The following is a 14281-nucleotide window of genomic DNA, read 5'->3' as shown; positions in this document are numbered from 1 at the left end:
TTCAGCGGACGCTTACCAACGTTCAGCCTAAATTATTAAATCTGAATAAACTTTGTACAAATAATTTGTTATCTCCTTGTTCTTGAATGCTTTATAAACAGGGAAAATGAATTGAATTCATGTTAAAATGATCGGCTTTCATCTTTAGATGTCTCTCCTTCATCTGCTAGCCGAGATTCGCAAGCTATGTCTACTGCCTATACCAAGCAGACTGCGCCTAAAGCGCTGTTTGATTACGACAAATATTGGGCGTCGTGTTTTGAACCCGCACCATTTTTGCCGATGTCACGAGAAGAAATGGATCTACTCGGTTGGGATGCGTGTGACTTTATTTTAGTTTGTGGTGACGCTTATATTGATCATCCATCTTTTGTATCGGGTGTGATTGGGCGTGTGCTCGAAGCACAAGGCTTCCGTGTAGGTATTATTGCTCAACCAGATTGGACCAATGTTGAAAGTTTCCGTGTTTTAGGTAAACCAACCATTGCGTGGGGCGTAACTGCGGGCAATATGGATTCGATGATTAACCGTTATACGGCAGATCGTAAAATCCGTTCAGATGATGCTTATTCGCCAAATAATGAACCGAATAAACGTCCAGATCGTGCTGCCACGGTGTATTGTCAGCGTTGCCGTGAGGCTTTTCCTGATGTGCCAGTATTGCTCGGTGGGATTGAAGGTAGCCTACGTCGTATTGCTCATTATGATTATTGGTCAGACAAGGTTCGCCGTTCAATCTTGATGGATTCTAAAGCCGATTTATTAATGTATGGAAATGGTGAGCGTGCAATCATTGAAGTGATGCATCGTTTAGCTAAAGGTGAGAAAGTTCATGACATCACTGATGTTCGTGGTACTGCATTTATTATTAATAAACACAATAAAGCATCAAAAGCACAATTTGTTGAAATCGCAAGTAATGATGTGGATACGATTGGTCGTGTAGACCCAATTATCAATCCATATGTCATGACTGAAGATATTGATGGCTGTGAAGTTGAAAAAGAAAAAGGCAACTCACTCGCACAATATCAAAATTTCCAAAAAGAAATTGTGACCAATCCAATCGTTCGTGAAGGGGATCAACTTGATCCAGATACGCAGATCGTACAGTTAAAACCTGCGCCATCCAAAGCGATTAAACATAAGTTACCTCCACGTGAACTCGCTGTGATTCGTTTGCCTTCTTTTGAAGAAGTCGCCAATGATCAAGTGCTGTATGCGCACGCCAACCGTATTTTGCATCTGGAAACCAATCCAGGAAATGCTCGCGCATTGGTACAACGCCATGGCGAACGTGATGTTTGGATTAATCCACCACCAATTCCGTTAACAACGGAAGAAATGGATTATGTCTTTGATTTACCTTATGCACGTTTACCGCATCCAGCTTATGGTAATGCGCGTTTCCCTGCATTTGATATGATCAAATTCTCTGTGAATATCATGCGTGGTTGTTTTGGTGGTTGTACGTTCTGTTCGATTACTGAACATGAAGGTCGTATTATTCAAAACCGTTCTGAAGAATCAATTCTGCGTGAAATTGAAAAGATCCGTGATACTGCACCTCAATTTACAGGCATTATCTCAGACTTAGGTGGTCCAACGGCAAACATGTACCGTTTGCACTGTAATGACCCTGAAATCGAGAAGAACTGCCGTAAACCGTCTTGTGTTTATCCAGGTGTTTGTCAAAACTTACACACTGATCATGCGCCATTGGTTCAGCTTTATCGTAAAGCACGTGAAATCAAAGGCGTGAAGAAGATTTTGATTGGTTCTGGTCTGCGTTATGATCTCGCAGTATTAAACCCTGAATATGTCAAAGAGTTGGTACAGCACCATGTTGGTGGCTATCTGAAAATTGCACCTGAGCATACCGAACATGGTCCATTATCCAAGATGATGAAACCAGGGATCGGAACTTACGACCGCTTTAAACAAATGTTTGAACGTTTTAGTAAGGAAGCAGGGAAGGAACAATATTTAATTCCTTACTTCATCGCTGCGCATCCGGGTACAACGGATTACGACATGATGAACTTGGCGATTTGGCTGAAAAAGAATGGTTTCCGTGCCGATCAGGTACAAACCTTCTATCCATCGCCAATGGCAACTGCAACCACTATGTATTATTCAGGCAAGAATCCATTGTCTAAAGTGGCGCGTTATACTGAAAATGTCGATATCGTGAAAGGCGAAAAACGTCGTCGTTTGCATAAAGCTTTCTTGCGTTACCATGATCCAAATAACTGGCCTTTATTACGTGAAGCACTGAAAGAAATGGGGCGTTCGGATTTAATTGGTAATTCGAAACAGCATCTGATTCCAACCTATCAGCCACAAGGCACGGCTGAAGGTGAATATAAGTCTGCTCGTAAGAAAAACTCGACCGTGGCTGGTGATTCTGTAAAACGTGGTCAACAGTCTCGTCCGCAGTCTCAATCGAGTCAGAAACGTCCACAAAAAGGACAAATCTTAACGCAACATACAGGTTTACCACCGCGTGAAACTGGTGATAAAAAGCCATTTTCAGGAAAGAGTAAACCTAAGGCTAAAGCTCATCGTTAATATTTAAAAGAAAGGGAAACATGCTTTCCCTTTCTTTTTGTCTGAAAATGTCAAAATAATCACAATTTAAGTGTAAAACTACAATTTATAGAAACATATACTGACAATATCAACTTGAAAATTTAAGCTATGATGATTATAAATAAAGAGCAGAACAACTTTTACGACTTTGGTCGACTAGTAGAAAACGATTAAAAACTTTAAAGTTGCACTGCTAAAATGACTTTGCTATCGCTGTTATTGATTAAAAAAATGGCATAAAGCCAAATGATTATAAAAAATCTAAAGGGATTGGTTAGAAATGTATTATTTCATTACATTAGCTGGGTTGCTAATAATTGCAGCACTCGCGCTTCGGCGTATGCATCAAAATCAACGTCAAGATAGTCCGTTAAAACGCCGCGGCATTCTCACGATTTCTGAACAAATTACACTTATGCGCTTACAGGCTGTTTTGCCACGTCATACTGTACTTGCACACGTGTCTTTTGATGCTTTATTGACAACAAAATATGCGCATACACGCCGTAAGTATCAAGGACTAATGGCAGATTTTGTTGTGCTTGATCAACAATATCAGGTTCTCGCTGTGATTGAGATTGCAGATGAGTCTTCAATTAATCGTTTGAATCAAAAATACTATCAAGATAGTTTGTTGGAGCTGGCTGGTTATAAAGTGCTACGCTACAGTAGTATTCCAACAGAACATGAATTACGTGAAGATTTGGTATCTGATCCTTATGAATCAAACACCATTATGACAACTTCATCTACCTCATTGCCTCAAACAGAACGTATGATGAAGTACAGTATGTTTGCTGCAAAATCGTCTTAATCTGGAAGAACAGCAGTAACGGTCATTTCTACTAGTACGTCAGGTGCATAGAGTTTAGATTCTACGCAGGTACGTGCTGGGGGATGACCTTCAGCAATCCATGCATCCCAAACCGCATTCATCGCGGCATAATCTTTCTCGATGTCTTTAAGAAAAATAAGCACTGACAAAATATGGGTTTTATCTGTTCCTGCTTCCGCTAGTAAACGATCGATATTATCTAAAGTCTGCTGTGTCTGAGCAGTCACATCTACACTGGTATCATCAGCTAATTGACCTGCTAAATGAACCAAATTTCCTGAAATTGCGACTTCGCAGTAACGAGAAGTAACATGCAAACGCTGCACAGACATAAGATTTACCTGAATGAATAACAATAGAAAAGATTGTACTTGATACAATTCTGATGCAGTGTAAATTTGTTTAAATTAGGCTGAAAAAGTTTCTATTTCCATTAACTTACGTTGTTTAAAAATCAAAATAGAGCGGGATTGTGGGCAAATAATAATATTGCCGAGATTCAGAAATTGAATTTTGGCTTGTCGAAGTTGATTTAAACAGCTCGCAATAGAGCTCTGGTTGGGACACAGTTGTTTGAGTTGGCTCAGAGCTGAAGTGGTCGTGTGATACATGATCTTATTCCTTATCATCATTGTTAAAAATTGGGCAAAGATACGACCTTGCCCGATTCGTTTATATGTTTTGTTGTTCGGATTGATACCAATTGACGTGGCGTGTGATGTACATGACGCATGCAATTAAAATGAAAGACAAAATGGAGCCGAACAAGAACGTTTTTCCGCTGGATTGTAGTAATAGATACATCATGCCGTATAAAGCACTGAGCAAAACACCGAAGAGTATGGCGGCTTTAAAACCTTGAACGACGAAGTATAAATACCAAGTAATCAAGCCAATACATGCAACTGCCGCAATCAGATAGGCAAGGGAAAAAGCGTAATATTCACTGATTGATAGTAATAAGACGAAGAACACGCCTTGTGCCATGGCAACCAAAGCATACTGAACAGGATGAATTTTGAGATTCTTCAAAACCTCGAATAAAAAGAAGCAACCAAAGGTAATAATGATCACCATAATGCCATATTTGATGGCACGATCAGTTTGGGTATAAATATTAACGGGTTCTAAAAATTGCGTTGAAATACCAGAAATGTTATTTGAAGATGTATTTGAAGTAGCATAAGCAGCTTCAACATCACTGATCAGATTGCTTTGAGTATTTAAAGCTTGGTAAAAACACTGACTGTTTTCACAAGTTGAGAGACGATCTAAATTACGTTTACCTAAAGCAATATTTTTCCAGTCCGCTTCAAAAAGTTGTCTTTTGCTCAGTTTCTTAAACGGTAAACTTTGACCATCGTATTTCACATCACCCCAATTGCCTTTAGCTTGATATGTCATTTCGTAACTGGTTGGGATAAAGGCAAATTCGCTTAAACCTTCTAGATCAAATTGCAGATTAAAGCTAAAACCTTGTTGGAGTTTTTGGATCAGTTCAGGATATTGCTTGCTGGTGATATGTAGTAGATCAAAGCCATGCTGTCCTTGGCTTTGTTCAGAAAAGTCAAATTTGTAATTTTTTCCATCAATATTAAACGTTGGCTTTGTGTTTAGACCGCGAGCATCTTGGATAGGGAAAATGATTTCAGCTTGATCCCAAAGATAGTTGTGTTGAGGTTCAATCGTAGCGCCTTTAAATACGCCTTTTCCTTGCATGTGATTTTGATAACTAATCGCTTTATACATACTACGTTTGTAGGTATTGTCTGAAACTTTAAATTCAGCTGTCCAGTCTGTTGTTTCTGCACCTAAGGTAATAAATGCTGTTTGCGTGCAATCGTAAGTTTTCTTTTGTTCATCGGTACATGTAGTTTGAATTTGATAGGGAAGTTTTAAATAGGGTGCAATCACTTGTTGTGGGCGAATTTGTTCTTTTGCTATGTCCCGAATTACTTGTTGTTGATAGCTTTGGCGCTCATCTACTAAGTTGGAGATGAAAAAAAGACCAATATAAAAAATCAAAATCAGGAACAAAATCGCTCCTATTTTCAGATTAATAAAGTTTCTGCGCATGGTGGATTCCATTGTCATTGTGATCTGACAAGTATCTCGAATCGATATGCGTTCTAAATGAGTTGTAATTGAAGCTTATGTGAAGTTTCGATGAAGTATAATTTTTACCAGTACTCCTGATTTGTGTTGCTCTAAGAAGTCTAAATCATTTTCAGGGATATTTTGAATGGTGACGTGACCTTGATGCTGTTGGATAATCTGTTGCACGATACTCAGACCAATACCTGTACTTCGTTGCTGATTTTGCGGACGAGGTAATGAAAAATAGGTTTCAAAGACACGATTTAAAGCGTATTCAGGGATGGTTTCACCCTCATTGAATAATAGAATTTCAATACCACCAGTGATAGTGACGGTATTTGCCCTGAGTTGAATTGCGAGAAGACCGTGTTCAGAGCAAAAGTCTCTTGCGTTATCTAAAAGATTATTGATTGCTTGCTTAAGCCAAAAGGGATCAGCATAGATTGCGCAATATTCAGGAAGATTCAGCTCTATTTGAATCTGTTTAATTTGAAGAGCACTCTGTTGTTGTATCAAACAATCCCGAATTAATTTTGATAAATCAATGTTTTGAAACTCTAAGGCGTGCTGATTTTTCTCTAAGCGTGTGAGCAGTAGCATGCGTTCGATTAAAGATTGTAAGCGATGACTTTGCTCAACAATATGTGCTGCAAATTGTTGTTGATCTGCTAAGGGTAAATCATCTTGTAATAGTTCTGCACTGGCTTGAATTGCCGTGAGTGGGCTTTTTAACTCGTGGGTTAGCGTATTGACATAATTTTCGACATAAGCACGATCTTCGAGTTTCTCTCGCATTTCACTGAGCGCTTGTGTCACTTGGTTGAGCTCTTTTGCAGAATAGAAAAATGGAGCTTGATTGACGGGTGCTAGTGCTTGAGCATAGCGACGCACTTTATCAATGCTGTGTCTTAACCAATATGCCACCATGCTTGCGAGTAATAAACTCAGTGCGGCGATCCAAAGCGCTTGATGAATCAGTTGACGTTCTGCACGAGCAATATACGGTTGCACGGACTGATTTGGTTTACCAATGCTAACTACACCAAGTAATTGTTGTTTGTAAATAATGGGTGCAGCAATATGCATCACGCTGCTGTTTCGATCATAAGGATTGGTTGCAGTAGAACGTGCGCCGTATTTGCCGCGTAAAGTCAGATAAACATCATTCCATTTAGAATAGTCTTGCCCAACGGCTTGATCTTCGGAGTCGTAGATGACAATACCGTGCTGATCTGTAATATACAGTTGTTGGTTAATTTCATCTTTTTGATGCTGCCAAATTGTGGCATTGAGTTGGCGTGATAATGCTGTTTGAATTTTTTGATCAAATTCAGGTGTACTGACTTTTTGTTGTGCCACATCTTCTGCAATCAGTTGGGCAATAATATTGGCATTCTCGGCGAGAGTATCTTCGACCACTTGACGGACATTTGGTTTAACCTGTTGATTCAACGTGTAGGCAATAAAGCTCAGGCTCAGCATAACCACTAAGCTAAAGAAAAACCAAATGCGGATAAAGATGGACATTGGTTAACCTAACTTCACTAAACTATACCCAAACCCTCGATGTGTCCGAATGGGATCATCATCAGGGGTAATTTGTTTAAGCTTTTGTCTTAAACTTTTAATATGGGTATCGACTGTACGTTCTAGGCTATGCTCAGGATGTTCCCAAATATGATCCATCAGTTGTTGTCGGCTAAACACTTGTTCAGGATGCTGAATAAGTAAAAATAACAAACGATATTCATAGCGTGTCAGTTGCAGTGTTTTCCCATGATATTGAATCTGTAGCGATTGTGGATTGCACGTCCATGTTACAGATTGTAGGGGTATTTCTACTTGGCTGATTGATGGTTGTGATGAGATATTTTGCGCCTGTATTTCCATTCTGCGCCAAATGGCTTTGATTCGTGCCACAATTTCTCGTGCACTAAAAGGCTTTGTACAATAATCATCTGCGCCGATTTCTAGACCAACAACACGGTCAATTTCGTCATCTCGTGCAGTGAGGAATAATAAAGGTGTTTGATATTTTTGGCGTAGCTGTTTGCAGACTTCAAAACCATTCTGATCAGGTAAACCAACATCTAAAATAATAAAATCAAAAGCTTGTTCTGAAAGATATTGTAGTGCTTGAGCCCCTGTATTTGCCCAACTCACGTTCCAGCCTTCGCGCTCAAGAGCATAACGTAGCGGAAGAATAATCGCAGCTTCATCTTCAACACAGAGAATTTGTTTTTGATTCATCATGATTAACTAATCAATATTTTCTAATTTTATTGGGTTAGTTTAGCGGAAGATATGGTTGAGAAAAGTAGGAATACTCATTTTTATAATTATTTAATAAAGCAAAGGACACTTGAAGTGCCCTGTAATATTCGGATTTGATCGTCACGCCAACCACAGGAGCAAATGCTAAAAGCGAGGATTTCTTTAGCAAGAGCAAATGACAAGGATAATGTCACTGCGATGCTTAGAGTACTGAAAACCGCATAAAAAGCAAACATAAATTTGAACGAGAATTGTGCTTTTGCATAAAAAAGCAACGTTACCACAAGGAAAGTTGAGATTCTTCCTCATGCGTCTGTAGTTGGTAAACGCCTACACCGACTAAACGGAACTGAAAACTTTGATCAATATGCATTTCTTCGATTAATTGCAAAACCACTTGTTCTAAATCTTGCTGCGAGCGCAGAGGGAGTTTAAAACTCTTACTATGCTGCAAGGTTTGAAAGTTTTTGAGTTTGAGTTTGACGTTTACCCCACGAGCAGTCAGTTGTTTTTTTTGCAAACTGCGCCAGACTTGTTCTGCTAAAGGCTGCCAAGCATGAGCACATTGATTCAATGTGTAGTCATCATCAAAGGTAACTTCTTTCGAGATTTGTTGGCGTTCACGTTCTGCTTTAACTGGACGATGATCAATGCCTTGTGCATATAAATACAGCTGTTTACCGTATTTTCCGAAGTGATGGATGAGTACGTTCTCTTCTATTTTTTGTAGGTCGCCCAAGGTGTGTAAATTTAATTGATTTAATTTTTCATGCGTGACTTTGCCAACGCCAGGGATTTTATTCAGTGCTAAGTCTTGAATAAAATGTTGGATTTGATGGGGTTTGATTACAAATAATCCATTCGGTTTATTCCAATCAGATGCGATCTTAGCCAAAAACTTATTAGGTGCAACGCCTGCAGAGGCTGTCAGTCCTGTGACGGCAAAAATATCTGCGCGAATTTGAGTCGCAACTTCAGTAGCGCTCGGGATGTTTTTTAGATTCTCAGTGACATCCAAATAAGCCTCATCTAAAGATAATGGTTCGATGAGTGGTGTGTATTGCTGAAAAATTTGATGAATTTGTGCTGAAACCTCTCGATATTTCTCAAAATGAGGTTCAATCACCACCACTTGAGGACAAAGCTTTTTTGCTTGTCCCATCGACATCGCAGAACGTAGACCAAAAACACGAGCAGGGTAGGAGGCAGCGGCAATCACAGCACGTGGGTGGTGTGAGGAAATGACCACTGGTAAATCTTTAAGTTCAGGACGATCACGCAGCTCAACTGAGGCAAAAAAAGCATCCATATCGATATGAATGATTTTGCGTAACTCATTTGCCATCTTGAATGCCTTGCTGCTCAAGAAAGATACGCCACTGGCGTGGTGAATCCGCATACACATTTAAATCAACTGCTTTAGATATCCCATCAATTTTTCCAGTTTGGGTGTGTTGCCAAAATAGCCATTTACGTCCGTCTTTTAATTCAGGTTTAGCTTCGTAATCACGAACCCATAGCGGCGTATCGTTAAAGCTCCCCATCAAAACGATGTGATAAAAACTCTTAGAAATATAGAAAATAGGTTGTTTGCCATAATGTTGTTGTAATTGATCATGCATGACCTGAATTTCTTTGAGTAACTGTTCTTTGGTATAGGTATTAATACAATTACTGTCATATTCCAAATCAATCACAGGGGGAAGGGCATCTGCTTTCTTTGGAACAGTCGCGATAAAATTTTCAGCTTGAACTTTGCCATCACGACACAGGCGATAGAAATGATAAGCACCGACATGCAACCCCTGTTCGCGAGCTTTTAGCCAGTTGTCCTGAAACTTACGATCTTTAAAATCGCCACCTTCTGTGGCTTTGAGATAGACAAATTGATATTGCATCGGAGAGATTTTTTTCCAGTTAATCTCACCTTGATGATGTGAAACATCAAAACCGCGAATCGAATAATCTTGTGCAGAAGCTTTTTGTTGGTAGAACAAACCGAAATAACTGACGATACCTAACATGACGGCTAAACCGATACTGGTATAAGTTGGATAATGCTCAGAGAGTCGGTATTTCGCAGTTTTTTTCGCCATGTCGTCAGAAGTTATGCAAGGTCTAATAGAGAGTCGGATTTACAATACTGATCATGGATTGATTGTACTCGTTTTGCTTTGGGATGAACCATCTGACTACCAAATTGTTCCACAAATCTACACGATGCATAATCTTTAGCCTGTTGTTCATATTCACGAACCCAGTTTTCTCTGTGTGCCATGCGCTCGTTTGATATCGGCCATATACCTTGTCTTAATCGCTCTACGCCTATTCGCCACGGTTTAGGACTGATTCGGGCGCGAAAGCAATTTTGATTTTGGCACATCAGGTCATAATAGGGATCGGCATAAATTGCTTTGAAAAATGATTGAACTTGCTCACCACGAGGTTCAAAGGTTTGATGCATAACTAAAATTCGATAACCATTGGGCGTGCGATAAACACGTAAGTGCCATGTTGGATAATGTGTTGAGAACGCTCTAATTTTCTCTAGAGCTTGTTGTTCAGGTGCGCCCTTAAGTTTTTGTTGGAATTTAAATACCGATTTTGCAATCAGGCTCGTAACTAGAAGCGAAAGGACAAATCCAATGCCAAAGATAAACCAAGAAGAAAAATAAAATGCGCCTAAACCGCTGCTAGCCAGTAATACAAAGAAAATGATGAAGTACAAACTAGAATGAGGTTGGGTCACAAAATCAATATCAGCGAATAAGACATCAGGTGTGTTTAGACATAATGCACCATAGCTATTACGCGTAATAATCACATCATCGTACTGGCTGATGATTTCCTCTCGAATAGGTAAGCCCTCTGCACCGTTATAAGCAACTTTATGATCGATACGCCGAACCTTTTTATCTATTTTAAGTTGTTCAAGCGCCTCAAAGACTCGTTGCTCGGCATGCTGCTGAGCCGCTTCAATATTTTCATCTGACCAACCAAAGCGTTTAATCGTATATTGGCGACCTTCAAATTTCGCTTTGGTTTTTGCTTCAGCCCAATATTTAGGGATGATCATCTCTAAATCCTTCTTATTTTTGATATTTTATTACTTAATTAATCTGTTGTTTCTTTCGGAATTTGCCAAAAAATCCAAGCAGTAATGATATTGATACATCCTAAAGAGATGAGTGTGGCATGGAAAGCTGTAGTTATCGATGATGTTGGAAAATGTTGACCATATACATTGATCAATGTACCTGCTAAAGCAACCCCGATACTCATCGAGAGCATCATAATCATCGATAAGAAGCTATTTCCACTACTCGCATCATGCTGTGGTAAATCTTTAAGGGTGAGCGTATTCATGCCAACAAACTGCAGTGAGTTGAGCGTCCCAAAGATAAATAAATGTAATATTTTTAGCCATAGAGGCGTATCAGCGGTCATTAATGCAAAACTGGCAATACATAGACCCACCAATACGGTATTGGTGAGCAGAAAGCGACGATAACCCACTCTTTGAATGATCGGACGAATAATCGGTTTGGAAAATAATGCACCTAGTACCATCGGGATCATCATTAAACCTGTGATAAAGGGTTCGAAGCCAAAAGCCACTTGCAGCATCAACGGTAAAATAAAGGGAATCGCATTACTGCCTAGACGAGCAAAGAAATTTCCTAGTACCCCAATTGAAAAAATCTTATAGCGAAATAAACGTCCATGAAACAAAGCATTTTGATGGCTATGTGCATGATAGGCATAAGCAACTGTTGCAATCGTACCTGCAACTAATAAGGAAATACTGACTAAACCTGAATATTGAGGTGCAGCAATATTCTCAATGCCTAAAGACAATCCGACCATTGCGATCATGAGCAAGATAAAACCACTTAGATCAAAGGCTTTTACGCTCGGTTCTTTTTGGTTAGGCATGACTTTGAAGGTCATGATCATCCCTAAAACTCCCATCGGGATATTGATCAGAAAAATCCAGTGCCATGTAGTGACTTCGACGAGCCATCCGCCCAATGTCGGTCCCATGAGTGGACCAATTAAACCAGCCAAACTCATTAGGCTCATAGCAGAGAGAAACTGAGAGCGGGGAATTAATTTAAGTAGTGCCAAACGACCAACAGGCATGAGCAATGCACCACCAATCCCCTGAATGACACGAAAGAATAGCAACTGATCGAGATTTTGGGATAAGCCACAACCTAGTGATGCTAAGCTGAAAATTACCATCGAACTGAGATAAATATTGCGAATACCAAAGCGATCAGCAAGCCAACCGCTTAACGGGATACAGGCTGCAACGGATAATACATAAGCGACAATGACTCCATGCATTTGCAATGGGTCTTCATTGAGCTGAACTGCCATTGCAGGAATCGCCGTGTTGACGATCGTGGTATCTAAGGCCTGCATAAAGAAGCCTATCGAAACCAATAATACCAACAAGCGAAATTCAGGTTGTACAGCTTGATGAGTCGTCGTTGTCATATATTTTAAGGTGCTAAAACTCCATTCAAGTTTAATGCAAAAGAGCCTGAAAGAAAGACAATAATTGTCAAAGAGACGTCATCGAAATGACATCAAAATGTCATCGAATTTGAATCTCAGAACACTAGATTGATCCTACATAATAAATCGTATGGAAATTGATCATGAAGTTTAAGATTTCAGTTTTATTGACAGCTTTACTGTCTGTGGGATTAGTGGCATGTAACGATAATAATGACAACAACAATAAATCAGAACAAATTGAACCTACCCCTGAAACCATTAAATTAAGTGTATTAGGACACTATAAAACCAATATTTTTGCTGAAAGTGCAGCAGAAATTCCTGCGTATGATGCGGCAAGCAAACGGTTATTTGTCGTGAATGCACAAAAAGGTTTGGTAGATGTACTGGATGCATCTAAGCCTGAACAACCTGTTCATATTGCAGAACTTTCTGCACGTGATTATTTAGCTGACTCAGAAGTGAATAGTGTTGCCGTACAAAATGGCATCGTGGCGATTGCAGTCCAAGCAAAAAATAAAACCGATGCAGGTCTCGTGGTTTTCTTTAATGCCAAAGATTTGAGTTTTATGAGTAAAGTGGCTGTAGGTTCGTTGCCTGACATGCTGACCTTTAGTCCAAATGGCAAAACTGTTTTAGTGGCAAATGAAGCTGAGCCAAATGATGATTATTCGATTGATCCTGAAGGTTCGGTCAGTATTATTGATATTCAAGACATTAAACAACCTAAAGCGAGTATTGCTGATTTTAGAGCTTGGAATAGCCAAAAGGCAGATCTCATGGCAAAAGGTGTGCGTATTTTTGGACCAAATGCTACGGTTGCTCAAGATTTAGAACCCGAATACATCACCATTTCAGGTGACAGCAAAACGGCATGGGTGACATTACAAGAAAATAATGCGATTGCACGAATTGATATTGCTCAGCAGAAAGTTACCGATATTTATCCATTGGGCTATAGAGATCATGGCGTAATGGGTAATGAACTGGATGTCAGTGATAGAGACAGCAAGATAGATATCAAAACTTGGACTGGTTTAGTGGGTATGTATCAGCCAGACTCGATTGCGAATTATCAAGTGAATGGACAAACCTATTTGGTCACAGCCAATGAAGGGGATAGCCGTGAATGGTTAAAAGATGAAGATGCCTATTTTGCGGGTAACTTAGCTCAAGGTTATGTTGAAAATATCCGTATGAAGCATTTATTTAACAGTAAAGGCTTCAATGCGGAAGGTGATTATCCTGCCCATTTACAAAAGATCGCAAATGGTGTGAAAGGAGCTAAACTTAATCCTGTTACATTTGCCTATTGTGGTGCGACAGCAACCGAAGCAGGAGATTGTCGTAAAGATGGTAATTTAGGCCGTTTAAATATCGCATGGAATATGGGATATCAAACCAATGCGGATGGATCACCAAAGCTAGATGCAAATGGACGATTAACTTACGATAAATTGTATGCCTATGGCGCACGTTCATTTAGTATTTGGAATACACAAGGACAGTTGGTATGGGATTCAGGAAGTGAGTTTGAGAAGAAAATTTCTGAACTGTTTCCAACTTATTTTAATACCGATCATGAAGCCGTTAGTTTAGATGATCGTAGTGATAATAAAGGTCCTGAACCTGAAGGTATTACACTGGGCACGATTGGTGCGAAGACCTTTGCATTTATTGGTTTAGAGCGAATGAGTGGCGTGATGGTATATGACATTACTACACCAATGCAGCCTAAATTTGTTGAATATTTCACGACTCGTAATTTTGTGGAAACGGATAGTGCCAAGCAAGGTGATTTAGGACCAGAAGGTTTGATCTTTATCGCTGCCAAAGACTCACCAAACGGCAAGCCCTTATTGGTTGTCGGAAATGAAGTGAGTGGCTCTACTGCAATTTATCAAGTGAATGTTCAGTAATAAGTTATAAAAAAGCGGATCAATAGATCCGCTTTTT

At 39.6% G+C, this 14281-nt stretch carries 12 protein-coding genes; 3 read left to right on the top strand and 9 right to left on the bottom strand.

From position 1 onward, the window contains the following. Positions 1 to 186: 186 nt before the first annotated feature. Together Q9Q86_RS11740 and Q9Q86_RS11735 are read left to right on the top strand one after the other, a co-directional pair. Positions 187 to 2571: a YgiQ family radical SAM protein gene (locus tag Q9Q86_RS11740; protein ID WP_004958398.1), complete on the top strand. Its 2385-nt coding sequence runs from the start codon at positions 187 to 189 to the stop codon at positions 2569 to 2571. Positions 2572 to 2872: 301 nt separating this feature from the next. Continuing rightward, the gene (locus Q9Q86_RS11735; protein ID WP_112986910.1) at positions 2873 to 3406 is read left to right on the top strand and encodes a DUF2726 domain-containing protein; all 534 of its coding nucleotides are present in this window, start codon (positions 2873 to 2875) and stop codon (positions 3404 to 3406) included. Here the strand turns inward: Q9Q86_RS11735 and Q9Q86_RS11730 are convergent. From Q9Q86_RS11730 to mdtD, 9 genes are all read right to left on the bottom strand, one after another. Next, positions 3403 to 3759 carry a RidA family protein gene (locus Q9Q86_RS11730; RefSeq protein ID WP_004957219.1) on the bottom strand — a complete coding sequence of 119 codons (357 nt, stop codon included), beginning with the start codon at positions 3757 to 3759 and terminating at the stop codon, positions 3403 to 3405. The genes Q9Q86_RS11735 and Q9Q86_RS11730 overlap by 4 nt on opposite strands. 75 nt (positions 3760 to 3834) lie before the next feature. Continuing rightward, positions 3835 to 4038, bottom strand: a complete 204-nt coding sequence (locus Q9Q86_RS11725; RefSeq protein ID WP_004957220.1) for a hypothetical protein — start codon at positions 4036 to 4038, stop codon at positions 3835 to 3837. A gap of 61 nt (positions 4039 to 4099) precedes the next feature. After that, positions 4100 to 5503 carry a cell envelope integrity protein CreD gene (creD, locus tag Q9Q86_RS11720; protein WP_112986909.1) on the bottom strand — a complete coding sequence of 468 codons (1404 nt, stop codon included), beginning with the start codon at positions 5501 to 5503 and terminating at the stop codon, positions 4100 to 4102. 75 nt (positions 5504 to 5578) lie between these two features. Beyond that, on the bottom strand, positions 5579 to 7012 hold the full coding sequence (creC, locus tag Q9Q86_RS11715; protein WP_235655795.1) for a two-component system sensor histidine kinase CreC: 1434 nt from the start codon (positions 7010 to 7012) through the stop codon (positions 5579 to 5581). Between the two features lie 42 nt (positions 7013 to 7054). Further along, positions 7055 to 7777, bottom strand: coding sequence for a two-component system response regulator CreB (creB, locus tag Q9Q86_RS11710; protein ID WP_039046885.1), 723 nt, complete (start codon positions 7775 to 7777; stop codon positions 7055 to 7057). 298 nt (positions 7778 to 8075) lie between these two features. Continuing rightward, a complete protein-coding gene (dinB, locus tag Q9Q86_RS11705) occupies positions 8076 to 9143 on the bottom strand; it encodes a DNA polymerase IV (protein ID WP_039046884.1) in 1068 nt (355 codons plus the stop codon). Further along, on the bottom strand, positions 9133 to 9894 hold the full coding sequence (locus Q9Q86_RS11700; protein ID WP_075695877.1) for a GH25 family lysozyme: 762 nt from the start codon (positions 9892 to 9894) through the stop codon (positions 9133 to 9135). The genes dinB and Q9Q86_RS11700 overlap by 11 nt, the downstream gene beginning before the upstream one ends. Before the next feature lie 11 nt (positions 9895 to 9905). Further along, positions 9906 to 10874 carry a hypothetical protein gene (locus Q9Q86_RS11695; protein ID WP_112986907.1) on the bottom strand — a complete coding sequence of 323 codons (969 nt, stop codon included), beginning with the start codon at positions 10872 to 10874 and terminating at the stop codon, positions 9906 to 9908. 38 nt (positions 10875 to 10912) lie between these two features. Next, complete coding sequence (mdtD, locus tag Q9Q86_RS11690; protein WP_112986906.1) at positions 10913 to 12301, bottom strand: multidrug transporter subunit MdtD; 1389 nt, start codon at positions 12299 to 12301, stop codon at positions 10913 to 10915. A gap of 164 nt (positions 12302 to 12465) precedes the next feature. Between mdtD and Q9Q86_RS11685 the strand changes: the two genes are divergently transcribed. Continuing rightward, positions 12466 to 14244, top strand: a complete 1779-nt coding sequence (locus Q9Q86_RS11685) for a choice-of-anchor I family protein (RefSeq protein WP_112986905.1) — start codon at positions 12466 to 12468, stop codon at positions 14242 to 14244. Positions 14245 to 14281: the final 37 nt, after the last annotated feature.

The sequence above is a fragment of the Acinetobacter sp. A22 genome, assembly GCF_030913345.1.
In the GTDB taxonomy this organism is placed as follows: Bacteria; Pseudomonadota; Gammaproteobacteria; order Pseudomonadales; family Moraxellaceae; genus Acinetobacter; species Acinetobacter junii.
This window is presented reverse-complemented; position numbering and strand designations above follow the sequence as displayed.

Excerpts from the sequence above, each read along its gene's own strand:
- Q9Q86_RS11740 (WP_004958398.1), top strand. The coding sequence starts at position 187 with ATGTCTACTGCCTATACCAAGCAGACTGCGCCTAAAGCGCTGTTTGAT.
- Q9Q86_RS11735 (WP_112986910.1), top strand. The coding sequence starts at position 2,873 with ATGTATTATTTCATTACATTAGCTGGGTTGCTAATAATTGCAGCACTC.
- Q9Q86_RS11730 (WP_004957219.1), bottom strand. The coding sequence starts at position 3,759 with ATGTCTGTGCAGCGTTTGCATGTTACTTCTCGTTACTGCGAAGTCGCA.
- Q9Q86_RS11725 (WP_004957220.1), bottom strand. The coding sequence starts at position 4,038 with ATGTATCACACGACCACTTCAGCTCTGAGCCAACTCAAACAACTGTGT.
- creD (WP_112986909.1), bottom strand. The coding sequence starts at position 5,503 with ATGCGCAGAAACTTTATTAATCTGAAAATAGGAGCGATTTTGTTCCTG.
- creB (WP_039046885.1), bottom strand. The coding sequence starts at position 7,777 with ATGATGAATCAAAAACAAATTCTCTGTGTTGAAGATGAAGCTGCGATT.
- dinB (WP_039046884.1), bottom strand. The coding sequence starts at position 9,143 with ATGGCAAATGAGTTACGCAAAATCATTCATATCGATATGGATGCTTTT.
- Q9Q86_RS11700 (WP_075695877.1), bottom strand. The coding sequence starts at position 9,894 with ATGGCGAAAAAAACTGCGAAATACCGACTCTCTGAGCATTATCCAACT.
- Q9Q86_RS11695 (WP_112986907.1), bottom strand. The coding sequence starts at position 10,874 with ATGATCATCCCTAAATATTGGGCTGAAGCAAAAACCAAAGCGAAATTT.
- mdtD (WP_112986906.1), bottom strand. The coding sequence starts at position 12,301 with ATGACAACGACGACTCATCAAGCTGTACAACCTGAATTTCGCTTGTTG.
- Q9Q86_RS11685 (WP_112986905.1), top strand. The coding sequence starts at position 12,466 with ATGAAGTTTAAGATTTCAGTTTTATTGACAGCTTTACTGTCTGTGGGA.